Origin of the sequence: Streptomyces sp. NPDC004609 (genome assembly GCF_042873655.1) — a bacterium.
Classification (GTDB): domain Bacteria; phylum Actinomycetota; class Actinomycetes; order Streptomycetales; family Streptomycetaceae; genus Streptomyces.
The window spans coordinates 50,781-73,869 of the sequence record NZ_JBIALS010000012.1; the positions used below are offsets into that span (position 1 = coordinate 50,781).

At 72.9% G+C, this 23,089-nt stretch carries 19 protein-coding genes; 10 read left to right on the plus strand and 9 right to left on the minus strand.

Annotated elements, in window-relative coordinates; genetic code table 11:
• The first annotated feature begins 456 nt into the window (after nt 1-456).
• The 3 genes from ACFYT4_RS14505 (at nt 457) to ACFYT4_RS14515 (ending at nt 4,004) form a co-directional block, all read left to right on the plus strand.
• Nucleotides 457-1,410, plus strand: a complete 954-nt coding sequence (locus ACFYT4_RS14505) for a hypothetical protein (RefSeq protein WP_389268149.1) — start codon at nt 457-459, stop codon at nt 1,408-1,410.
• A 234-nt stretch (nt 1,411-1,644) separates the two neighbouring features.
• Nucleotides 1,645-3,102, plus strand: a complete 1,458-nt coding sequence (locus tag ACFYT4_RS14510; protein WP_389268383.1) for an amino acid permease — start codon at nt 1,645-1,647, stop codon at nt 3,100-3,102.
• A gap of 29 nt (nt 3,103-3,131) precedes the next feature.
• Nucleotides 3,132-4,004 carry a GNAT family N-acetyltransferase gene (locus tag ACFYT4_RS14515; RefSeq protein ID WP_389268150.1) on the plus strand — a complete coding sequence of 291 codons (873 nt, stop codon included), beginning with the start codon at nt 3,132-3,134 and terminating at the stop codon, nt 4,002-4,004.
• 96 nt (nt 4,005-4,100) lie between these two features.
• Here the strand turns inward: ACFYT4_RS14515 and ACFYT4_RS14520 are convergent, their stop codons facing one another.
• The 6 genes from ACFYT4_RS14520 to ACFYT4_RS14545 form a co-directional block, all read right to left on the minus strand.
• Entirely contained in the window at nt 4,101-5,444 is a 1,344-nt protein-coding gene (locus tag ACFYT4_RS14520; protein ID WP_389268152.1) for a 6-phospho-beta-glucosidase, read from the minus strand.
• A 41-nt stretch (nt 5,445-5,485) separates the two neighbouring features.
• Nucleotides 5,486-6,082: a putative glycolipid-binding domain-containing protein gene (locus ACFYT4_RS14525; RefSeq protein ID WP_389268154.1), complete on the minus strand. Its 597-nt coding sequence runs from the start codon at nt 6,080-6,082 to the stop codon at nt 5,486-5,488.
• A gap of 105 nt (nt 6,083-6,187) precedes the next feature.
• The gene (gene meaB / locus ACFYT4_RS14530; RefSeq protein ID WP_389268156.1) at nt 6,188-7,177 is read right to left on the minus strand and encodes a methylmalonyl Co-A mutase-associated GTPase MeaB; all 990 of its coding nucleotides are present in this window, start codon (nt 7,175-7,177) and stop codon (nt 6,188-6,190) included.
• 13 nt (nt 7,178-7,190) lie between these two features.
• Complete coding sequence (gene scpA, locus ACFYT4_RS14535; RefSeq protein WP_389268157.1) at nt 7,191-9,389, minus strand: methylmalonyl-CoA mutase; 2,199 nt, start codon at nt 9,387-9,389, stop codon at nt 7,191-7,193.
• Nucleotides 9,389-11,263, minus strand: a complete 1,875-nt coding sequence (locus ACFYT4_RS14540; RefSeq protein WP_389268159.1) for a methylmalonyl-CoA mutase family protein — start codon at nt 11,261-11,263, stop codon at nt 9,389-9,391. Before ACFYT4_RS14540 ends, scpA begins: the two co-directional genes overlap by 1 nt.
• Nucleotides 11,264-11,421: 158 nt before the next feature.
• Nucleotides 11,422-11,823 (minus strand): hypothetical protein, encoded by a 402-nt coding sequence (locus ACFYT4_RS14545; RefSeq protein ID WP_389268161.1) that lies wholly within the window; start codon nt 11,821-11,823, stop codon nt 11,422-11,424.
• A gap of 191 nt (nt 11,824-12,014) precedes the next feature.
• Between ACFYT4_RS14545 and ACFYT4_RS14550 the strand changes: the two genes are divergently transcribed.
• The 4 genes from ACFYT4_RS14550 to ACFYT4_RS14565 all read left to right on the plus strand — a co-directional run bounded on the left by ACFYT4_RS14550 (nt 12,015) and on the right by ACFYT4_RS14565 (nt 14,518).
• Nucleotides 12,015-12,419 carry a MerR family transcriptional regulator gene (locus ACFYT4_RS14550; protein WP_389268163.1) on the plus strand — a complete coding sequence of 135 codons (405 nt, stop codon included), beginning with the start codon at nt 12,015-12,017 and terminating at the stop codon, nt 12,417-12,419.
• A gap of 74 nt (nt 12,420-12,493) precedes the next feature.
• Nucleotides 12,494-12,859 (plus strand): VOC family protein, encoded by a 366-nt coding sequence (locus ACFYT4_RS14555; protein WP_389268165.1) that lies wholly within the window; start codon nt 12,494-12,496, stop codon nt 12,857-12,859.
• 201 nt (nt 12,860-13,060) lie between these two features.
• Nucleotides 13,061-13,861 (plus strand): carbon-nitrogen hydrolase family protein, encoded by an 801-nt coding sequence (locus ACFYT4_RS14560; RefSeq protein ID WP_389268167.1) that lies wholly within the window; start codon nt 13,061-13,063, stop codon nt 13,859-13,861.
• Nucleotides 13,862-13,882: 21 nt separating this feature from the next.
• Nucleotides 13,883-14,518, plus strand: coding sequence for a DUF6629 family protein (locus ACFYT4_RS14565; RefSeq protein WP_389268169.1), 636 nt, complete (start codon nt 13,883-13,885; stop codon nt 14,516-14,518).
• Here the strand turns inward: ACFYT4_RS14565 and ACFYT4_RS14570 are convergent.
• Nucleotides 14,485-16,107, minus strand: a complete 1,623-nt coding sequence (locus tag ACFYT4_RS14570) for an MFS transporter (protein WP_389268171.1) — start codon at nt 16,105-16,107, stop codon at nt 14,485-14,487. The two genes, ACFYT4_RS14565 and ACFYT4_RS14570, sit on opposite strands and share 34 nt — an antisense overlap.
• 784 nt (nt 16,108-16,891) lie before the next feature.
• Here ACFYT4_RS14570 and ACFYT4_RS14575 point away from each other — a divergent pair.
• The 3 genes from ACFYT4_RS14575 to ACFYT4_RS14585 all read left to right on the plus strand — a co-directional run bounded on the left by ACFYT4_RS14575 (nt 16,892) and on the right by ACFYT4_RS14585 (nt 21,561).
• The gene (locus tag ACFYT4_RS14575; RefSeq protein WP_389268173.1) at nt 16,892-17,287 is read left to right on the plus strand and encodes a hypothetical protein; all 396 of its coding nucleotides are present in this window, start codon (nt 16,892-16,894) and stop codon (nt 17,285-17,287) included.
• Nucleotides 17,288-17,723: 436 nt separating this feature from the next.
• Nucleotides 17,724-19,139 (plus strand): NADP-dependent succinic semialdehyde dehydrogenase, encoded by a 1,416-nt coding sequence (locus ACFYT4_RS14580; RefSeq protein WP_389268175.1) that lies wholly within the window; start codon nt 17,724-17,726, stop codon nt 19,137-19,139.
• 28 nt (nt 19,140-19,167) lie between these two features.
• Nucleotides 19,168-21,561 (plus strand): phosphoketolase, encoded by a 2,394-nt coding sequence (locus tag ACFYT4_RS14585; RefSeq protein WP_389268177.1) that lies wholly within the window; start codon nt 19,168-19,170, stop codon nt 21,559-21,561.
• A 44-nt stretch (nt 21,562-21,605) separates the two neighbouring features.
• Here ACFYT4_RS14585 and ssuE read toward each other — a convergent pair whose 3' ends face one another.
• Both ssuE and ACFYT4_RS14595 read right to left on the minus strand, forming a co-directional pair.
• Nucleotides 21,606-22,178 (minus strand): NADPH-dependent FMN reductase, encoded by a 573-nt coding sequence (gene ssuE, locus ACFYT4_RS14590; protein ID WP_389268179.1) that lies wholly within the window; start codon nt 22,176-22,178, stop codon nt 21,606-21,608.
• 164 nt (nt 22,179-22,342) lie between these two features.
• Entirely contained in the window at nt 22,343-22,432 is a 90-nt protein-coding gene (locus tag ACFYT4_RS14595) for a putative leader peptide (RefSeq protein ID WP_389268181.1), read from the minus strand.
• Nucleotides 22,433-23,089 lie beyond the last annotated feature (657 nt).

Consider the following 23,089-nt stretch of genomic DNA (forward strand, 5'->3'; position numbering starts at 1 on the left):
CCCCCATCCTCCGCCTTGCGATCCACGCCACCAGACCCCGCTCCCTGACCCAGCCTGACCCATCAGAAACGCCCTCAGCCGCGGCGCAGGGTCACCTCACCCACCCCGGGGCCGATCGGGTGAACGGGCGGTCGCCCCGGGAACCGGGATCGGGGCCGCATACCGTCCGGCGATCTCTTTCGGGTGAGGAAGCACCGGAAGGCGGCGGGAATCGTCGTCGATCCGTGGTAGAGGGAGTGTCTGGAGCAAATGCCGGTTACCCGTGAGTTCATCGCACCCTGTGCGGTGAACTCATCCGATACCCGGATGAGTGTTTTCTCCTTCACTTGATGATGAGTAGGGTGTGATCCCACCACCGCTGATCCGGGGGGAACCGGCCGCATTCGGCCGGGCCGGAATGCGGGGCCGGTACATCGCGGGGAACCGCTGTCGTCCGGGGGAACGGGGGAGGGGTACGTGCCGACTGGCTCATTCGACGGGCAGTACGTCTGGCATCCGGCGGCTGACGACCATCAGCTCGCCCGTGCGTGCATCGATGTGAAGGCGGGCCGCTATCTCAGTTCCCAGCAGATCCTGGGCGAGGTGCGCCACGATTTCGGCATCAGGGCCCACCGCTCACTGGTGCTGGCGTCCGAGGCGGCCGACTCCGATCTCGCCGAACGCTGGCTCGGGGAGGAACCGGGGCCCGACGCCGCGCTGCTGTGGGCCCGGGTGGCGATGCTGCGCACCCTGCGCGCCGCCGACGCGGGGGACCCGCACACCGGCACCCTCCTGGGCATCGCCAACGCCGCCTGCGAGCGGGCCGCGCGGATGCTGCCCGACGACCCGACACCCTGGGTGGCCCAGCTCGCGCTCGCGCACGTGCGGCGCACCGGCGACCCCGCTCCGTACGGTCTGGTGACCGCACCTCCCGGGCCCTGGCAGCTCTTCGCCCGCATCCTCAGGCTCGACCCCTGGAACCGGGAGGCCCACCACCGGTTCCTCGCCTTCTTCTTCACCCGCAACGGCGGCACCGCGAGCGCCCGCTGGGACGTCGCCGCCTTCCTCGGACACCGCGCCCCCGCGTCGTCCCCGCTGCGGCTGCTGCCGCTCGTGGTCCTCGCCGAGGAGTACGACCCCGGCTCGCTGCTGGCGTCGCGCGCCTGGCGGCAGCCGCAATGGGTCGCCACGGCGATGGGCGGCTACAAGAGCTGGTTCCCCGAGGCGTCGGGCCACCGCTTCACCCCGGTCCTCGATCTGTCCTATCTGGCCCACGCCCTCTATATGGGCAGAAGGGAATTCGAGGCACGCGAAGTCCTGGTCGCCATGGGGCCGTACGCGTCGCGAATGCCATGGAGTGTCTTCGGCGATCCCGCCGAGCAATTGACCAAGGCGAGGCGCGCCTGTGGACTTCCCGTCCCCGCGCGCTGAACGGCACGGTCCGTGGCCCACCCACGGTCCGTGTCACCCACATGATGAGCCATTCATCGACCGAAGAGAACACGTACTGAATCGTCCATGGGCCGAACCCCCCACCGCCCCGGCTGTCCAGTCATTCATGGAAGGGACACACTCGTGTCCGAACGCACAGCTTCCTCCGGTGCGCGGAACCGGGAACGGGACGACGGAGCCGTCACCCTCGACGACGACGCCACCCTGCACACCATGGGGTATCCGCGACGGCTCACCCGGCGTTTCGGGGCCTTCGACAACTTCGCGATCTCCTTCACCGTCATCAACGTCATCGCCGGGATCTTCTCGGCGTTCGGTTACGGAATGGCCGCCGGCGGGCCGTCGGTGCTGGTCCTTGGCTGGATCCTGGTGTCGGTGATGGCGCTGTTCGTCGGGGCGGCGATGGGGGAGATCGCGTCCGCCTACCCGACGAGCGGGGCCCTGTACTTCGCCTCCGGCAAGCTCGCGAAGCGACACCCGGGCGCCTGGTCCTGGTACACGGGCTGGCTGAACTTCGTCGGACAGGTGGGCCGCACGGCCGCCACCGGCTATGCCGCGGCCACCTTCATCCAGGCGTACATCACGATGCACTGGCCGCAGCACTACGAGGTGACCGGGCGGCGCACGGTGATCATTACCGCGGCGATTCTGCTGATACAGGCGCTGGCCAATACCTACACCGTGCGACTGGTCGCGATCTTCAACAGGATCTCGGTGTGGTGGCTGCTGATCGGTGCGACAGTGATCGTCGGATCTCTCACCCTGATCCCGGCACACCATCAGAAACCCTCGTTCGCGACCCATTTCGTGAACGGCACCGGCTTCACCAGCGGGGTGTACGCGGCCATGCTCGGGCTGCTGGTGGCCAGTTGGACGTTCACCGGCTTCGACGGCGGTTTCCACATGTCGGAGGAGACCGTGAAGCCGACGGTCAACACACCGAAGGGCATCATGCGAGCCATTGCCTGCTCGGCTGTCGTCGGACTGGTGCTGATCCTCGCTCTCGTGTACGCCATCCGTGATTATCCGGCCACCGCCGGTGCCTCCGCGCCACCGGTACGGATTCTCGTCGACGCGCTCGGCACGGGCATCGCCCAACTGCTCCTGCTGATCGTGATCGGAGCCATGCTGTTCTGCGGTCTCGCCAGTATGACCAGCAACACCCGCCAGATCTTCGCCTTCTCGCGCGACGGCGCGATGCCGGGCTCCCGGCTGTGGCACTCGGTCTCCCCGCGCACCCGCACCCCGGTCAAGGCGGTCTGGCTGGCCGCGGCCTGCTCCCTCGCCCTCATCACACCCGCGTGGTGGTCCCACACCGCCTTCGCCGCGGTCGTCAGCGTCAACGTCGTCGGGCTCTACCTCGCGTACGGCATGCCCATCTTCCTGCGGCTGCGCCTCGGTGACGGGTTCGAGCCCGGCCCCTGGAACCTCGGGCGCTGGGGTGTGCCCGTCGCCCGCACGGCCGTCGCCTGGATCGCGTTCACCAGTGTGCTGTTCGTACTGCCGCACGTCTCCCCGATCACCGCCACCACGTTCAACTACGCGCCGATCGCGCTGGGTGTGGTTCTTCTGATAGCCACGGTGTGGTGGTTCGCCACCGCCCGCAGACGCTTCCAGGGGCCGGTCAGCTACGGCAGCCCCGACGAAGTGGCCGCGATGGACCTGATCTGACCGTCATCCGAGGGAAACGGACAACCCCCATGACCCGACCCGTCCCCCGCACCGGGGATGCGCCCGGACTCACCGTCGCCGGCGCCTCCCTGGAGGACTGGCACCTGATCGCCGAGTGGGCCGCCGCCGAGGGCTGGAACCCGGGCCGCGGCGACGCCGCCTGCTTCCACCCCACCGACCCCGCGGGGTTCTTCATCGGCCGCGTCGACGGCAGCCCGGTATCCGCTCTGTCGATCGTCACCTACTCGCCGCGGTACGCCTTCCTCGGCCACTACCTGGTCCGCCCCGACCTCCGCGGCCGGGGCATCGGGCTCGCGACCTGGCGGGCCGCCTTCCCGCACGCCGGAGACCGGCTGGTCGGCCTCGACGCCGTCCCGGCGCAGCAGGACAACTACCGGCGCTCCGGATTCCGCCCCGCCCACGGCACCGTCCGCTGGGGCGGCCGCCCCGCGCGGACCGGCACCGCCGGCGGGGCTCGTCCCGTCACCCCCGAGCTGCTCCCCGCGATCGGCGCGTACGACCGGGAGTGCTTCCCGGCCGACCGCGCCGCCTTCGTCACCCGCTGGCTCACCGCCCCGGGGCACACGGCCCGCGTCCGGCTGGTCGACGGCCGCGTCAGCGGCTACGGCGTGATCCGGCCCGGCCACGACGGACACCGCGTCGGACCCCTGTTCGCCGACACCGCCGGGGACGCGGCGGCGCTCCTCGACAGCCTCACCGCCCACCTCGGCCCCGAGGACGAGGTGGCGGTCGACATGCCCGAGACCCAGGGCGAGGCCGCGGCGCTCGCCCGGGACCTGGGGCTGACGCCGCGGTTCCCGACCCTGCGCATGTACACCGGGCCCGCCCCCGAGATCCGCGCGGAACGGGTCTTCGGCACCACCACCCTCGAACTGGGCTGAGGCGGCCTGCCTCCTGACCGGCACCGGGGCCGGCCCCGGTGCCGGGGAAGCCGGAAGGCGTCCCCGCGCACCGGCCGGGCCCGTCCCCGGCGCCGGTCAGGGCCGCAGATACGCGAGGCCGGGATGGGCCGCGGTGTACGCGTCGACCAGACGGCGGGCGACGGTCACCGAGTCGACCAGCGGATGCAGGGCGAACGCCTTCACGGCCCGGGCGCGCGAACCGGACTCGGCCGCCGCCAGCACCTCCCGTTCGACGGCCTTCACCGCGCACACCAGAGCGGTCGCGTGGTCCGGCAGCGGGGCCACCGGGACGGGGTGCGCGCCGTTCGCGTCGACGAGGCACGGGACCTCCACGACCGCGTCCGCGTCCAGCGCGGAGAGCGCGCCGCGGTTGCGCACATCGAGGATCAGGGTGGTGCGCCGGTGCCGGGCGATGGCCCGCATCAGGGCGAGGGCGACCTTCTCGTAGCCCCCGGACTCCAGATCGGCGGCGTCGCGCCCGCCCGCCCCGGCCGCCTCCCGGTTGTGGGCCATATAGGTGGCCTCACGCTCCGCTCGGGTGGCGTCCCAGGTCTTCAGCGCCGGGGTGCCGGGCCGCTCCATCGCCGCGTAGAAACGGGCCTGCTGCTCGTACAGGAAGGCGCCCCGGGTCTGGCGGGCCTCGCGGTAGGCGCGGACGGTCTCACGGTTGAAGTAGTAGTAGTGCAGATACTCGTTGGGGATCGCGCCCAGCGACCGGATCCACTCCGGGCCGAAGAGCCTGCCCTCCTCGAAGGAGCCCAGCAGCTCCCGGTCGGCCAGCAGCCGGGGAAGCTCGTCGTGCCCCTTGACGCGCAGACCGCGCAGCCAGCCGAGATGGTTGAGGCCCGCGTAGTCGAACCAGGCGGTGTCGGGGTCGGCGCCCAGCACGCGGGCCACCCGCCGCCCGAGGCCGACCGGGGAGTCGCAGATCCCGATGACCCGGTCGCCCAGGTGACGGGCCATCGCCTCGGTCACCAGACCGGCCGGGTTGGTGAAGTTGATCACCCAGGCGCCGGGCGCGAGCCGGGCGACCCGGCGCGCGATGTCGACGGCCACGGGCACGGTACGCAGCCCGTACGCGATCCCGCCCGCGCCCACGGTCTCCTGCCCGAGCACGCCCTCCGCCAGCGCGATGCGCTCGTCGGCGGCCCGCCCTTCGAGTCCGCCGACCCGGATCGCGGAGAAGACGAAGTCGGCGCCGCGCAGCGCCTCGTCGAGATCGGTCGTCACCACGACCTCCGGGGCGTCCGGCACCCCGGCGGCCTGGTCGGCGAGGACCCGGGCGACGGCGGTCAGCCGCCCGGCGTCGAGATCGTGCAGGACCAGCCGCGTGACACGCCCCTCGGCGCGATCGGAGAGCAGGGCGCCGTGGACGAGCGGCAGCCGGAACCCGCCGCCGCCGAGGACCGTGAGCCTCATGACACTGAACCACCTTCACTTCCGCCACCTGGGGACAGAACCTACCCGTGGTCCCGGGCGGGGGATTCGCCGCGGCCGACGAGACGGGCCAGCCCCGGGTAGTCGACGACGAACCCGTCCGCGTCGAACTCCACCTCGCGGCGGAAGTCGCCGGAGACGAACCGGATGAGCGCGCCGCCGTCCCCGGTCCCCTCCAGACGCGTGTACGTCTGCGTCGACGCGTACACGGTGAGATCGGGCACCGAGACCCACGCCATGCGGAACTCCCGCTCGCCGCCGGACCGGTGGAGCCCGTGCCGGAGCACCGGCATGGTGTTGGTGAGCGGGCACAGTCCGAGATCGCAGTCGAGCGCGCCGTCGAGGTCGGGGCGCGGTTCGCCGCCGACGGTCCACCGCCCGGTGCCGTCGTGCCGCAGCACCAGCTCCCGTACCCCGTCCGCGGACTCGGCCGTCACCCGCAGCTCACGCGTCACAAAGCCGTCACCGGTCCGCAGGGAGTACGAGATCCAGTACGGCTCCGGGGTCATCCCGACCGCGCGGCCCCGGGCGTGAAGGCTGGTCTCCGTACGCCGGGCCCAGGCGGTCTCGTACCCTCGGTTCTCCAGGATCTCCCAGGTCAGAACAGGCGAGGTGGTCATGGGACCAGACTAGCCAGTGCCCCGCCGCCGGGCCCGCCACGGGGCGGCGCGGCTCCCGGACCGGGCCGCGACGACCGGCGCCGTCCCGGACCGGCCCGCGACAGGTCAGCGCGGCTCCCCGAAGGCGCCCAGGATCCGCTCCGCCGCCAGGGTCGCGGTCAGCTCCCCGTCCCGGACCCGCCGCTCCAGGCCGGGAACCAGGGCCCGTACCGACGGATGGGCGCGCAGCCGCTCCCGCAGTTCCTCGTGGACCATCGACCAGGCCCAGTCGATCTGCTGGTCACGGCGTTTGCCGTCGAGCCGTCCCGTCGACTCCAGGAGCGCCCGGTGCCGCTCGACCCGCTCCCACACGGCGTCGAGCCCCGTGGACTCGCGAGCGCTGCACGACAGCACCGGGGGAGTCCACGCCGCGTCGGCCGGATGCATCAGCCGCAGCGCGCCCGCGAGTTCGCGCGCCGCGCCCCGGGCGTCCCGCTCGTGGGGACCGTCGGCCTTGTTCACCGCGATCACGTCGGCGAGTTCGAGCACGCCCTTCTTGATGCCCTGGAGCTGGTCCCCGGTCCGCGCGAGGGTCAGCAGCAGAAAGGTGTCGACCATCTGGGCGACCGTGGTCTCCGACTGGCCCACGCCGACCGTCTCCACGAGCACCACGTCGTACCCCGCGGCCTCCATCACGATGACCGTCTCGCGGGTCGCCTTCGCCACCCCGCCGAGCGTGCCCGCCGTCGGAGAGGGCCGTACGAACGCGGCGGGGTCCGTCGCGAGCCGCTCCATCCGGGTCTTGTCGCCGAGGATGGAACCCCCCGTGCGGCTGGACGACGGATCGACCGCGAGCACCGCGACCCGGTGGCCCCGGCCCGTGAGCAGGGTCCCGAGCGCGTCGATGAACGTCGACTTCCCGACGCCCGGGACCCCGCTGATCCCCACCCGCCGGGCCGCGCCCGCGTACGGGAGCAGCTCGGTCAGCAACTCCTGCGCGAGCGCCCGGTGATCGGCGCGGGTGGACTCGACGAGGGTCACGGCGCGGGCGATGTGCGCCCGCGACCCCTCCCTGACACCCTTGACGTAGGCGGCGACGTCGATCGTGCGTGGCATGGAGGGCACGGTCTCACAACTCGTGGCCGAGCGAGCCGGCCAGGGTCTGCACCAGGTCGTGCGCCGCGTCCGGGATCACCGTGCCGGGCGGGAACACCGCCGCCGCCCCCTCGCCCAGCAGGGTCTCCACGTCCTGCGGCGGAATCACCCCGCCCACCACGATCATGATGTCCTCCCGGCCCTCGGCCGCCAGCTCCCGGCGCAGCGCGGGCACCAGCGTGAGATGTCCGGCCGCGAGCGAGGAGACGCCGACGATGTGCACATCGGCCTCCACCGCCTGCCGGGCCACCTCGGCCGGGGTCTGGAACAGCGGGCCGACGTCCACGTCGAAGCCGAGGTCGGCGAAGGCGGTGGCGATCACCTTCTGCCCGCGGTCGTGTCCGTCCTGGCCCATCTTGGCCACCAGGATGCGCGGCCGGCGGCCCTCGGCCTCGCCGAACGCGTCGACCAGCGCCCGGGTGCGTTCCACGGAAGGGGACCCGCCTGCTTCGTTCCGGTACACACCGGAGATCGTACGGATCTGGCCCGAGTGGCGCCCGTACACCGCCTCCAGGGCGTCCGAGATCTCTCCGACGGTCGCCATCGCGCGCGCCGCGTCCACGGCGAGCGCCAGCAGATTGCCGTCGGGGCCGGGACCCGGACCCCGCTCGGCGGCCCGGGTCAGCGCCCGCAGCGCGTCCCGGCACACCGTCTCGTCGCGCTCCTCGCGCAGCCTGCGCAGCTTGGCGATCTGCTGTGCGCGCACGGAGGAGTTGTCGACCTTCAGCACATCGATCTGCTCGTCCGTCTCGACGCGGTACTTGTTGACGCCGATGACGGGCTGCCGTCCGGAGTCGATACGCGCCTGCGTGCGCGCCGCGGCCTCCTCCACGCGCAGCTTCGGGATGCCCGCGTCGATCGCCCGCGCCATGCCCCCGGCCGCCTCGACCTCCTCGATGTGCTGCCAGGCCCGGCGCGCGAGATCGTGCGTGAGCTTCTCGACGTACGCGCTGCCGCCCCACGGGTCGATGACCCGGCAGGTACCCGACTCCTGCTGGAGCAGCAGCTGGGTGTTGCGGGCGATCCGCGCGGAGAAGTCCGTCGGCAGGGCCAGCGCCTCGTCCAGCGCGTTGGTGTGCAGCGACTGGGTGTGCCCCTGGGTCGCCGCCATCGCCTCCACGCAGGTGCGGGTCACATTGTTGAAGACGTCCTGCGCGGTCAGTGACCAGCCCGAGGTCTGCGAATGGGTGCGCAGCGACAGCGACTTGGCGTTCTTCGGCTCGAACGTGCGCACCAGCTTCGCCCACAGCAGGCGGGCGGCCCGCAGCTTGGCGATCTCCATGAAGAAGTTCATGCCGATCGCCCAGAAGAACGACAGCCGGGGCGCGAACGCGTCCACGTCGAGCCCCGCGCCGATGCCCGCCCGCAGATACTCCATGCCGTCGGCGAGGGTGTACGCCAGCTCCAGATCGGCCGTGGCCCCGGCCTCCTGGATGTGATAGCCCGAGATCGAGATGGAGTTGTAGCGGGGCATCCGCTGCGAGGTGTACGCGAAGATGTCCGAGATGATCCGCATCGAGGGCACCGGCGGATAGATGTAGGTGTTGCGGACCATGAACTCCTTGAGGATGTCGTTCTGAATGGTCCCGGCCAGCTTCTCGGGCGGCACGCCCTGCTCCTCGGCGGCCACGATGTAGAGCGCGAGAACGGGCAGGACCGCGCCGTTCATCGTCATCGACACGCTCATCCGGTCCAGCGGGATCCCGTCGAAGAGCTGCCGCATGTCGTAGATCGAGTCGATCGCGACACCCGCCATGCCGACATCGCCCGTCACCCGCGGATGGTCGCTGTCGTAACCGCGGTGGGTCGGCAGATCGAAGGCGACCGACAGACCCTTCTGGCCGGCGGCCAGATTGCGCCGGTAGAAGGCGTTGGACTCCTCGGCGGTGGAGAACCCGGCGTACTGGCGGATCGTCCACGGCTGGTTGACGTACATCGTCGGGTAGGGGCCGCGCAGGAACGGCGCGACGCCGGGGAAGGTGTGGAGGAAGTCCAGCCCGGCCAGGTCCTCGGCCGTATAGAGGGGCTTGACCGCGATGCCCTCCGGTGTCTCCCACACCAGATCGCCGGCGCCCGTGCCCGTGGACTCCTTGACGGCCGTACGCCACTGGTCCGGTGAGCCGGCGGGCGCGCCGGTCCCGAGCGCGATCTCCGTGAAGTCGGGGATACCCATCACGCCACTCCGATCCGGTCGAGTGCCAGGGTGAGAACGGCGACCGCGTCGCCGCCCGCGAAGACGAACTCGTCCACCCCGGCCCGTTCACAGCTCTCGCGCCACTCGCCCGGGCGCCCCGCGAGGTACACGCGGCGCGCGCCCGCGGCCTTCAGCGCCTCGGCCACCGGGGCCGCCTGCTCGGCGTACAGGGCGTCGCTGGAGCAGATGCACGCGATCTCGGCCCCACTGGCGGTGAACGCCCGCGCGGCCGAGGACGCGTCGACGGTGACCGGGTCGTGGACCGGCTCGATGCCGCCCGCCTGGAAGAGGTTGGCGGTGAACGACGCCCGCGCGGTGTGCGCGGACGGCGGGCCGAGGGCCGCGACGAAGACCCGCGGCCGGGCTCCGGTCGCCGCCAGATGTGCGTCCGAACGGCTCCGCAGCGCCTCGAACGCCTCGTCGCGGCGGACCCGCGGCAGCCCCCCGGACGGCCCGGCGGGCGCGGGGTCGCGCTCCACGGGCGCCTGGGAGAGCAGCGGGAACTCGCTGACTCCGGTGACCGGCTCGCGCCGGCGGGCCAGAGCGGTTCCGCGGGCCTGCCAGGCGGCCGCGATCCGCTCGGACACCAGGCCCGCGCGCAGCGCGGCGAGCTGGCCGCCCGCGCGCTCGATCTCCTGGAACCACTCCCAGGCCGCGTGGGCCAGTTCGTCCGTCAGCCGCTCCACGTACCAGGAGCCGCCGGCCGGATCGACGACACGGCCGACATGCGACTCCTCCACGAGGATCGTCGAGGTGTTGCGGGCGATCCTGCGGGCGAAGGCGTCCGGCAGGCCGAGCGCGTGGTCGAACGGGAGGACGGTCACGGCGTCCGCCCCGCCGACGCCGGCGGCGAGGGAGGCGACGGTGGTGCGCAGCATGTTCACCCAGGGATCGCGCCGGGTCATCATCACCGACGAGGTCACCGCGTGCTGGCGCTGGGCGCCCGCGGCGGGCGCGCCGCTCGCCTCGGCGACCCTGGCCCACACCCGCCGCGCGGCCCGGAACTTGGCGATCGTCAGAAACTGGTCGGCGGTGGCCGCGTAGCGGAACTCCAGCTGGGCGCAGGCGTCCTCGACCGAGAACCCGGCCTCGGTGAGACCGCGCAGCAGCGCGACACCGGTGGCGAGGGAGCAGCCCAGTTCCTGCGCGGGGGAGGCCCCCGCCTCGTGGTAGGGCAGCGCGTCCACGGTCAGCGTCCGCAGTCCCGGGTGGCTGTCCCGCACGCGCCGGGCGAGCGCGACGGCCTCGGCGGTGCGCTCCGGTACGGAGCCGTACGCACCCGTGCGCGCGGCGTGTCCCAGCGGGTCCGCGCCCAGGTTGCCGGACGCGGCCTCGACGCCGCGCTTCTCGTACAGCCGCAGCAACCGGTCCGCGGCGGCCCCGAACGCGTCACCCGCGTCCAGGACGACGGGCGCCAGGTCGAGCAGGACGCCGTCGAGGGCCGTGGCGATCTCCGGGACGGGGACACCGGACTCGCCGACGGAGAGCCACAGGGAGGTGACCCCGTTCTCCAGGTCCGCGAGCACGGCCTCGTTGGTACGTACCGGGTCGGGGCGGTCGTGCCGCTGGCGCACGTCCCAGCCGGAGACCACGCCGCCCTCGGGCCTGCCGCCCCGGGTGAAGGGGGCGAAGCCCGGATAGCCCGCACCGGCCGCGCCGTTGTCCGATGTGTACAGGGGACGGGCGGTGAGCCCGTCCTCCAGGGCCGTGGAGAGCGCCTCCTCGGCCGCCGCGTCCGGAACGTCCCTGCCCGACTTGCGCAGTACGCCGGCGACAAGGCGCTGCCACTGCTCATGGGAGGTGTCCGGGAAGTCCGCGGCCAGGGAGAACCCGTCGTCGGGAAGGACCGTCATGCTCGGATGCTAGGTCATGCACACAATCGTTCAGGAGGGGCACACGCTGTGACCTTGCACTCGCCCCGATGGTCGTGATTCTTCGCTGTGAGTGGGCTATCCACCGATTTGCCCGCGGGGTGTCCGGAGCGCGCCCGCCGCGTGGTGTGCCCGGTGGTTCACCCGGTCGGGCGGCGGCCGGGAAAGGCGCGCCGGGCCACGGCCACCACCGCCAGCGCCCCGGCGGCCGTCGGCAGCGCGGCGAACGGCAGGAGACCGGCGCCCGCGGACTCCAGGACGATGCCGCCCGTGAGGGAACCCGCCGCGATCCCCGCGTTGTAGACGGTCGCCTGCAGGGACGTCGCCACATCCGCGTTCCGCGGGCCCGAAGCGTCGACCAGCGCGGTCTGCAACAGCGTCGGCGCCCCGCCGAACGCCACGCCCCACCCGGCCACCGCGGCCACTACGACGGCGGGCCGCCCGCCCGCGAGCCCCAGGGCGCTGAGCAGGGTCGCCCGCGGATGCCGGTCGACCAGCACTCCCACGAGCCAGATCCCGGCGACCGTCGCGGTACCGAACACGAAGAGCACCAGCCCGGTCCGGCCGAACCGCCGTGAACAGGGCGGTCAGCCCCCACCACGGCAGCCGGGAATCACCGGGGACGGGCAGGGGAGGGCGGCACTCCCTCGATGTGCTGGACATGCGACCATGGTGAAACCTTCACATCAATGTGAAGGCAAGTGAGGCAGGTCCGGCCGCCGTGAGGAGAGTCGTGAAGATCGGCGAACTGTCCCGGCGCACCGGCGTACCCACCAGGATGCTGCGCTACTACGAGGAACAGGATCTGCTCCACCCCGGGCGCTCCGACAACGGCTACCGCTGGTACGAGCCCTCCGCCGTCCACCTGGTCCAGCAGATCCGGGGGCTGCTCGACTCCGGCCTGACCACGGAGATCATCCGCAGAATCCTGCCGTTCCCGACCGACCCGGACGTGATCCATGTCCATCCGCGGTGCCTCACCGAGGAGACGGCGGGGCTGCTGCACGCAGAGGCCGAGCGCATCCGGCAGCGGATCGACTGCCTGGCCCGCAACCGGGATGCGATCCTCGCCTATCTCGCGGCGGTCCGGTCCGGTGACGGGGGTTCCGGTGACGGGGGTCCGCCCGGGCGGCCGTGACCGGACGGGTGCGGACCCCGGGGGTGCAACCGTACGGTGGAACCACGGGAACCTCAGGGAAGGCGGGCTCCGCCATGGCCGGTGAGATCTCCTTCTTCGAACTCGGCGTGGGCGACGCCGAACGGGCCCGTGCCTTCTACGGCTCACTGTTCGACTGGTCCTTCGGCCAGGGCGTGTCCGAGGGCGGCGGCTACGAGATCCGCACGCCCGGTGCCCCCGGCGGGGTGCACGGCAGCGACCCCGGCGCCGGTCCGTATCTCTTCTTCCGGGTCGACGACCTGAAGGCCGCGATCGACCGGGTCGTCGAACTCGGCGGCACGGTCGACGACTTCGCCCTCGGGGAGGACGACGAGACGGTCGCACGCTACGGCCGCTTCACGTTCTGCCACGACGACCAGGGCTCGCCCTTCGGACTGCACGAACCGCCGAAGGGCGGCTGACGGGAAGGGCACCGGCGTTCACTAATCCGGCGTCCATGGATCCGTGAACGCCGGATCCGGCGCCCTCTGGTGCGGGGACGGCACCCCGGCCGGGGCATCCCTGCGGCAGGCCCCGGAACGGGTGGCGCGCGGGGCGATGACGCATTCTGTGGGTGACACCCGGTCCACCCCGGACCGTTTCCTCCACCCCTGGGGACATCCATGCGCATCGCCCTGAGCCAGATCACCACCGGCCCCGATCCCGCGCGGAACCTCACCCTCGTACGGGAGCAGGCGCGGCGCGCGGCCGGTTCCGGCGCGCGGGTCATCGCCTTCCCCGAGGCCACCATGGCCTGCTTCGGCACCCGGCTCCCCCCCCTCGCCGAACCCCTGGACGGTCCCTGGGCCACCGAGGTGCGGCAGATCGCGAAGGAGGCCGGTCTGGTCGTGGTCGCCGGGATGTTCACCCCGGCGGCGGACGGCAAGGTGACCAACACCCTGCTCGCCACCGGCCCCGGCGTCGAGGCCGCCTACGACAAGATCCATCTCTACGACGCCTTCGGCTTCACCGAGTCCGCCACCGTCGCCGCCGGCTCCGATGTCGTCACCGTCGATGTCGACGGTGTCCGGATCGGCCTCGCGACCTGCTACGACGTCCGTTTCCCCGAGCTCTTCCGGGCCCACGCCGACGCCGGGGCCGTCCTCACCCTGCTGCCCGCCTCGTGGGGCGACGGCCCCGGCAAGCGCGACCAGTGGGAACTGCTCGTCCGCGCCCGCGCGCTCGACGCCACCCTCTGGGTCGCCGCAGTGGACCAGGCCGACCCGGCCGCCTCGGGGCGGCCCGCCGTCACCAAGGCCCCGGCCGGCATCGGGTACAGCGCGGTCGTCGGACCCGACGGGACCGTACGGTCACGGCTGGAGGCGGCCCCCGGGCTGCTGGTCGCCGAGGTGGACCCCGCCGAGGTGGAGTCCGTACGGCGCGCCGTACCGGTGCTGGCGAACCGCCGGCTGGGACACGGCTGACGGCGCGGCCGGACCACCCGTATGTGCTGGAGCGCGACGGCCGACCTGGTGGCCGGCACCGCCGTCGCCTCCGCCGGGATCCTGTGCGTCTCCCGGGTGCGCCGGGCCCGTGATCTGCCGATCGCCGCGCTGCCCCTGCTGCTCGGCGCCCACCAGATCGTCGAGTCGGTGCTGTGGCGGGCGGGCGGCGGCACCGGACCGGCGACCGACGCCTGGGCCGCGATCGCCCTGCCGGTGCTGCCGCTCTGGGTGCCGCTGGGCGTGCTGCTCGCCGTACCCGGGCGCCGGCGGCTGCTCGCGATCCCGCTCGCGGCGGGGCTCGCCACGGCGGCCGTCCTCGCGTACTGCCTGGCCACCCGAACGGTGACGGCCGACATCCGGGACCGTACCGTCGGCTACCTGCTGGACCTGCCCCACCCGGCCGCCGTCGTCGCCGGGTATCTCCTCGCGACCGTCGGCGCGCTCCTGCTGAGCGGTGACCGGGTGCTGCGGCTGCTGGGGACCGTGGCCGCGGTGGGGGCGGCGCTGTGCGCACTGCTGTGGCGCACCGAGTTCGTGTCCACCTGGTGCGCGGTCGCGGCCGTCGCCTCCGTCCTGGTGTTCTTCTGGGTGCGCGGGCCCCGTCAGCCCCCGGGCGGGGTGCGGGCGGTGGCCTGAGAGCCCGGGGCCCGCCCGGATTCCGGGCCCCGGCCGGAGTCCTCGGTGCGCCGGGCGCCCGCCGCCGTATGGGCGTCCGCGCCGGTGTGGGCGCTCCGCGCGGCCGGATCCGCCGCGGGGCCGCTCTCCGCACCGGGACCGGCGCCGCGCGCGTGCGGCCTCGGAACGCCTCGCGACGGCAGGAGCACCGCGAGAACGAGACCGGCGAGCACCGCGCCGAGAGCGACAAGGAACGAGATCCGGAAGCCCCGCATGCTCGGCACGAGCACCCCGCCCATCGACACCGAGGTGTTCGCCAGGATCATGCCGATCACGGCGCTCGCCGTGGAGGTGCCGATGGAGCGCATCAGGGTGTTCAGCCCGTTGGCCGCCCCCGTCTCCGAGGGATCGACCGCCCCGACGATGAGCGCGGGCAGCGAGGCGTACGCGAGCCCCATGCCCGCTCCCAGCACCACCGAGAGGGCGACCGTCTGCCAGGCGGCGCTCATCATGCCGAGCCCCGCGCCGTAGCCCACGGCCATGATCAGCATGCCGGTGAGCAGGGCGGCCCTCGGGCCGTAACGGGCGGACATCCGCCCGAAGACCGGCGCGGTGAACATCATGGTCACCCCGAGCGGTGCGACACACAGCCCGGCCACCAGCATCGACTGCCCCAGGCCGTAACCGGTCGAGACGGGGAGCTGCAGCAGCTGGGGAAGGATCAGCGACACGATGTAGAAGGCGGCGCCGAGCATGATCGAGGCGAGATTGGTCAGCAGCACCTCCCGCCGCGCGGTCGTCCGCAGATCGACCAGCGGGCCGGTGGTCCGCAGCTCCCAGAGCCCCCACAGCGCGAGCACCGCCGCCGAGGCTCCGAACATGCCCAGCGTGACGGGGGAGTTCCACCCCCAGTCGCCGCCCTTGGTGACCGGCAGCAGAAGCAGCACCAGGCCCGCGCTCAGGCCCAGCGCCCCCGGCAGATCGAAGCCGCCGCCCGCCCGCAGTGACGGCTCGGGCACCACCAGCACGGTGGCCAGCATCGACACCAGGCCGAGGCCCGCCGAGGTGAAGAACAGCGCGTGCCAGTCGGCGTGGGAGGCGATCAGCGCGGCACCCGGCAGGGCCAGACCGCCGCCCACCCCGATCGACGAACTCATCAGCGCCATCGCCGGGCCGAGCCGCTCGCGCGGTACGACGTCGCGCATGATCCCGATCCCGAGCGGTATCGCGCCCATCGCGAAGCCCTGGAGAGCCCGGCCGACGATCATCGTCACCAGTTCGTCGGTGAATCCGCAGACCAGCGAGCCGACGACCATGATGCCGAGGCTGGTGAGCAGCATGCGCCGCTTGCCGTACAGGTCACCGAGCCGTCCCATGATCGGGGTCGCCACCGCCCCCGCGAGCAGTGTGGCGGTGATGACCCACGTGGCATTGGCCGGGCTGGTGCTCAGCAGCACCGGCAGATCCTTGATCACCGGGATGAGCAGGGTCTGCATCACGGCCACGGTGATCCCCGCGAACGCCAGGACGGGGACGGCTCCCCGGGCTGCGCGGGCCTCACCGACGCGCCCGCCCGCGGCGCTGTCCTCCTGTGCTGTCCTGCGCGGCATGCGTACGGCCTCCCGGGCGGGCGATGTCGGATGCTCCGTCCGGCCGGGGGAGCCGCCACCAAGTGCTTGTGCACTCAACATATCGAGAACCCCGTCAGCCCCGGGCCGAATGGGTACCCGAAGCAGCGGCGAAGTGCCGAAGGCGAAGGAGGAGTTGTCCATGGCGTCGGGGAATTCGGGGTATCCGGGGACTTCAGGGACTCCGGAGGCGCCCGGGACGGCCGGGACAGCCGGCGGACCGGTGACGGGCCGTCCGGCCGGGGCGACACGGACCGCCTGCTGCCCCGGGACCCGGCCGACCAGCGGGCCCACGAGGGCGAGGACCCCCTGGACGTCCCCGGCGGCGATGCCCTGAGCCGGGACCTTCCCTGGACGGACCAGTCGGGCACCGGCCGCCGCGGTGAACCCCGCAGCGGGTCCGTCCACCCCGAGCAGCCGGTTCCGGACGAGCCCTCCGGCGGACCCGGTCCGGCGCGCCTGTGGCGGCCCGATTCGCATCCCGCACCGGACCGGGTCAGCCTGGAGGGGGCGTTCCTCCCGGGAAGCCGTACCCCTGACCGGAGGAAGGCGACGGGCCGGGCCGGTTCACGGCCACGGCCCCGGCGCCGTGCCGCCCGACGGGAGCCGGCCGGCGTCGCCGCGCACGCGCTGTTCGCGGGCCGCGCACGCCTCGGGGGCCTCGCCAAGGGCACCCGTCCTCGGCCGACGCCCGCGGCACACGACGCGGCCCCCGGAAGGCCCCCGGGAAACAGCGCACAGACCGTGCGGAGAGCGAGGGATCACCGTGAACAGGACCGATCAGCACGCCGAACCCGTGACGGTCACCATCACCGGGTGCACCAAGGAGGACGCCCATGCCGTCTTCCAGGTGCTGAGGAGGTCGTACGCCTCCGACCGCGCCGCCTCCGACCGCCCGGAGTACGTCTCCGAGGGCCACGCGACCGTGTGGACGGCGACCTTCGACGTGAGCGACACGGCCCCCGCCGGCGGGGGTGCCGGGCCACCGGCCGGACCCGTGTCGCTCACCGACGCCGTCGAGGCGGAGATGCAGGGCGGCTACTGGGCCGTCGACCGGATGACGGAAACGCTCGCCGCGGCGTTCGACGTCAGGAAGGAGGGCACAGCGGCCGGTGACCAGGAGAAGGACGTCCAGCTCCGGCTGGAGAGCCGGGCCGCGTGACCGTACGCCGCGTTGCGGGACCGCCCCGGGCGCGCGACTGTCGAAGGGCCCACCCGCAGACGCCGGCCGCCCACCCGCAACACCCCGCGACCGAAACCGACCGAGAACCCGAACCCGAACCCGACCGAGAACCCCGGACCCCGTCCCCGGCCCGGCCGTGAACCGACCCTGGCGCCGAGAGCCCGCCGCAGGACGGACGGCGGGCACGGGCCCGCGCCCCACCTCCGTGCGTCCGGGGCGGCGCGGGTGGGCCGTACGCCCGTACCGCCGCCGTAGGCACCCGCGGTCGTACGCGCACCTGCCGGCCGTCCATCCGGCAGGCCGTGCGCGTGGCCGTCCGCCGTCCGTGAGGTCATGGGCGCCCGGATGCGTTCCGCGACCGGGCGGCGAGGTCCCGAACGCTGTGCCGTACCACGTCCCGAGGAAGGACATGCCCATGCCCATCGCCACGGTGAATCCGGCCACCGGTGAGACGCTCCACACCTTCGACCCCCTCGGGGCGGAGGAGATCGAACGGCGTATCGCGCTCGCCCGGACCGCCTTCGAGCAGCACCGTGCGACCGACCCCGCCACCCGCTCCCGGCTCCTCAACCGCGCCGCCGATCTGCTGAACGCCGACGAGGACCGCATCGCCCGCGTCATGACCACCGAGATGGGCAAACCGGTCGCGGCGGCCCGCGCCGAGGCCGCGAAGTGCGCCAAGGCGATGCGCTGGTACGCCCAGCACGCGGCGGAGCTCCTCGCCGACGAGCACCCCTCGGGCGCCGACATCCGGGACTCGGGGGCCGCCCGGGTGGCCGTACGCTACCGGCCGCTCGGTGTGGTGCTGGCGGTCATGCCGTGGAACTTCCCCCTCTGGCAGGTCGTGCGCTTCGCCGCACCGGCCCTGATGGCGGGCAACACCGGACTGCTCAAGCACGCCTCCAACGTGCCGCAGACCGCCCTGTACCTGGAGGACCTGTTCCGGCGCGCGGGCTTCCCCGAGGGCTGCTTCCAGACCCTGCTGGTGGGGTCGGGAGCGGTGGAGGGCATCCTGCGCGACGGCCGGGTGGCGGCCGCGACCCTCACGGGCAGTGAGCCCGCCGGCCGGTCCGTCGCCGCCGTCGCGGGCGACGAGGTCAAGCACACGGTCCTGGAACTGGGCGGCAGCGATCCGTTCCTCGTGATGCCGTCGGCCGATCTGGACCGGGCCGCCGCCACCGCCGTCACGGCCCGGGTGCAGAACAACGGCCAGTCCTGTATCGCCGCCAAACGGTTCATCGTCCACACCGACGTCCACGACGCTTTCTGCGAACGCTTCACCGCGGGCATGCGGGCACTCGTCCTCGGCGACCCCATGGACGAGTCCGTCCAGGTCGGCCCGCTCGCCACCGAGCAGGGCCGCGCCGATCTGGAGGAACTCGTGAACGACGCCCTGGAGCACGGCGCCAGGGCCCTGTGCGGCGGCGGCCGGCCCACGTCCACGGACAGGTCCGCGAACCTGGACAAGGGCTGGTACTACGAGCCCACCGTCCTCACCGGAGTCGATGACCGCATGCGCATCCACCGCGAGGAGGCGTTCGGACCGGTGGCCACCGTCTACCGCGTCCCCGACCTCCCCGCGGCGATCGCCGTCGCCAACGACAGCCCCTTCGGCCTCAGCTCCAACGTCTGGACCCGGGACGAGGACGAGATGGCCCTGTGCGCCCGGGACATCGAGGCCGGGGGCGTCTTCTTCAACGGGATGACCGCCTCCCACCCCGCGCTGCCTTTCGGCGGCGTCAAGCGGTCCGGCTACGGCAGGGAGCTGTCCGCCCACGGCATCCGGGAGTTCTGCAACATCACGACGCTCTGGTACGGCCCCGGGCACTGACCCCCGACGGACCCACAAGGACTCCTCCATGAACGACGTCACCACCACCGCCGGCACCAGGCTCACCGGCACCGAACTGGCGGCCCTCGACGCCCACTGGCGCGCCGCCAACTATCTGTCCGTGGGCCAGATCTATCTGATGGCCAATCCGCTGCTCACCGAGCCTCTGCGGCCCGAGCACATCAAACCCCGGCTGCTGGGACACTGGGGCACCTCACCCGGCCTCAACCTCGTCTACACCCACCTCAACCGGGTCGTCTCCGGGCGCGGTCTGGACGCCCTGTGCGTCTGGGGGCCCGGCCACGGCGGGCCCGCCGTGCTCGCGGGCTCCTGGCTGGAGGGCACGTACTCCGAGACCTATCCGGACGTGAGCCGTGACGCCGGCGGCATGGAGCGGCTGTTCCGGCAGTTCTCCTTCCCCGGCGGTGTGCCCAGCCATGTGGCACCCGAGACCCCGGGCTCGATCCACGAGGGCGGTGAGCTGGGCTACTCCCTGGGCCACGCCTACGGAGCCGCGTTCGACAATCCGCATCTCCTCGTGGCCTGTGTCATCGGCGACGGCGAGGCGGAGACCGGGCCGCTCGCCGCCTCCTGGCACTCCAACAAGTTCCTCGACCCCGTCCACGACGGAGCCGTGCTCCCGATCCTCCACCTCAACGGCTACAAGATCGCCAACCCGGCCGTCCTCGCCCGCCTCCCGGAGGCCGAACTCGACGCACTGCTGCACGGCTACGGCCATGAACCCCTCCATGTCACCGGCGACGAGCCCGAGGCCGTCCACCGCGCCATGGCCGCCGCGATGGACCGGGCCCTGGACCGGATCGAGGAGATCCAGCGCGCGGCCCGCAGGGACGGCATACGGAGACGGGCGCACTGGCCCGTGATCGTCCTGCGCACGCCGAAGGGCTGGACCGGACCCGCCACCGTCGACGGCCACCCCGTGGAGAACACCTGGCGCTCCCACCAGGTGCCGCTGGCCGGGGTGCGCGACCACCCGGAGCACCTGCGGCAACTGGAGGCCTGGCTGCGGTCCTACCGTCCCGGGGAACTGTTCGACGCGGCCGGCCGGCCCCTGCCCCAGGTGCTCGCCTGCGTTCCCACCGGCGCCCGCCGGCTCGGCGCCACGCCCCACGCCAACGGCGGAGTCCTGCTGCGGGAACTGCCCCTGCCCGGCCTGGACCGGTACGCCGTCGAGGTCGACAAGCGGGGCGCGGGCAGCCACGAGCCCACCCGGGTGCTCGGCTCCCTGCTCGCCTCCGTGATGGCGGCGACCGCCGAGCGGCGTGACTTCCGGGTCGTCGGCCCCGACGAGACCGCGTCCAACCGGCTCGACGCGCTCTACGAGGTGACCGGCAAGGCGTGGCAGGCGGGGATCGTGCCTACCGACGAGCATCTGGCCCACGACGGACGGGTGATGGAGATCCTGTCCGAGCATCTGTGCCAGGGCTGGCTGGAGGGCTATCTCCTCACCGGCAGGCACGGACTGTTCTCGTGCTACGAGGCGTTCGCCCATATCGTCGACTCGATGGTCAACCAGCACATCAAGTGGCTGAGGACCTCCCGCCGTCTCCCGTGGCGCCGCCCCATCGCCTCCCTGACCTATCTGCTGACCTCCCACGTCTGGCGGCAGGACCACAACGGCTTCTCCCACCAGGACCCCGGCTTCGTCGACCACGTCCTCGACAAGAGCCCCGAGGTGGTCCGCGTCTACTTCCCCCCGGACGCCAACACCCTGCTGTCCGTCGCCGACCACGCGCTGCGCAGCCGCGACTACGTCAATGTGATCGTCGCGGGCAAGCAGCCCTGCCCCGACTGGCTCACCATGGACGAAGCCCGCGCCCACTGCGCCCGGGGCGCCGGGGTGTGGGAGTGGGCCGGGACCGAGGACAACAGGCCGGGAGTCCGGGGACCCGATGTGGTGCTCGCCTGCGCCGGGGACGTACCCACCCAGGAGACCCTGGCCGCCGCCGAACTGCTCCGCCGCCACGCGCCCGGGCTGGCGGTGCGGGTGGTCAACGTCGTCGACATCGCCCGGCTGCTGCCGCACGGGGAACACCCGCACGGCATGACGGACTTCGAGTACGACGCCCTGTTCACCCGCGACAAGCCGGTGATCTTCGCCTACCACGGCTATCCCTGGCTGATCCACCGGCTCGCCTACCGCCGGGCGGGACACCCCCACCTGCATGTCCGCGGCTACAAGGAGGAGGGGACGACGACCACACCGTTCGACATGGTCGTCCGCAACGATCTGGACCGGTACCGGCTGGTGATGGACGTCGTCGACCGTGTCCCGGGCCTCGGGGTGCGCGCCGCCGCCCTGCGCCAGGCGATGGCCGACGCGCGCTCCCGCCACCACACCTGGATCCGGGAGTACGGCACGGATCTGCCCGAGGTCGCCGACTGGACCTGGAGCGGCTGACCCCCGGGCCGGGCGCGCCGGGCGCACCCGGCGGGCGGCGGCCCTCAGCCCGCCGCCGCGAGCACCGCCCGGCCGCCGGGCCCCGCGGGGCTGCCGAGGGCACCGGAGAACTGGTCCACCACCTGCTCCAGGGCCTCGGCCGCCCCGGGGGCTAGTGCCAGCGAGGTGTCGTCGCCCACGGTGATGTCCTTGTCGAGGGTGAACCAGCCCTGGACGACATGCGCCGCGCCCATCGAGCTGAGGACCGGCCGCAGCGCGTAGTCGATCGCCAGCACATGCGCCGTGGTGCCGCCGGTGGCCAGCGGCAGCACGGTCTTCCCCGCGAGGGCGTGCTGCGGCAGCAGGTCGAGGAGTGCCTTGAGGACCCCCGAGTACGAGGCCTTGTAGACGGGGGTGCCGATGACGACACCGTCGGCGCGCGCGAACAGCGCGGCGGCCTCGACGATCGCCGGATGCCCGAAGTCGGCGCCGAGCAGGGCGTCGGCGGGAACGGTGCGGATGTCGAGGGGGAGCACCTCATGGCCCTGGAGGACGAGCCGCTGGTCCAGGTGGCGCAGCAGCCGGTTCGTACGGGAGGAGGCGGAGGGGCTGCCGGAGACGGACAGGACGATGGCCATGGAGAGTCCTTCGGGAGAAGAGGGGATGACGGTCGGTCGGCGACCGTGCGCGCACACCGCCGGGCAGGACGGGACGCGGGCCGGAGGAGTTCGTACGCCCGCAACACGCGGGCGCCGGGCGCCCGTTGCCGTTCGGCGGGGTCACGAGAGAGGGGAAGCGCCCTTCACCGGGGCGGGAAGCGGTGACAGGAGGCGCTGGAGACACGGGCGAGGTCGACATGCCGCCGCCGTGTGAGGTCCAGTCGTGTCCGCATGCCGCTGATTGCAGCAAGGCCACGTCCGCCCAGTCAAGGAATTCCCGGCCGGTCTCGTATACCGGACCCCGGTGCCCAGCGCCATCGCTACCCGTCAAGAGCAGGCGCAACTGGGAGAAATCGGGCGGCCTTAGGTTCGCGGGTCGCGGGGGCGCCGCCTAGAGTTGCCCGTATCGGAGCAGAACGGTGGTTTTCCCCGCAGTCTGTCCCCCTGGGAGGTCCGATGACCCGCCTATCGCCGGTCGTGGGCCCGGAGCACGGGCACCGTCAGGGCCGCGCCCGTGCTCCGGGCCCACCGGGATGCCGCACACCCTCCGCGACCGCAGGAGTCGGCGGGGCATCGGCCGAGGCGACGTCGTGGTGCTCTCCGGTGGCGGGGACCCGGCTCCCTTCACCGCGCGGGCGCCTGGCCCCCACCGGTCGGCCCACCGGGTGGTACGGGTCGGCTCGCGCCCGCACCGGAGGGTGCGGACCGGCTCCCGCGCGGCACGCCCCGGTGTCGGGGCGGCCGTTGGCGGAACGGCGTGCGCCGGGCGGGCCGCTCTCGCCGAACAGCCCGGACGGGCCGCCCCGGAACACCCGGCGGCGGCCGCCCGTCGTGCGGCGGAACCGGGTTCCGGGGTACGGCCGGTGGCTGCGGGACGCCCGGGGACGCGG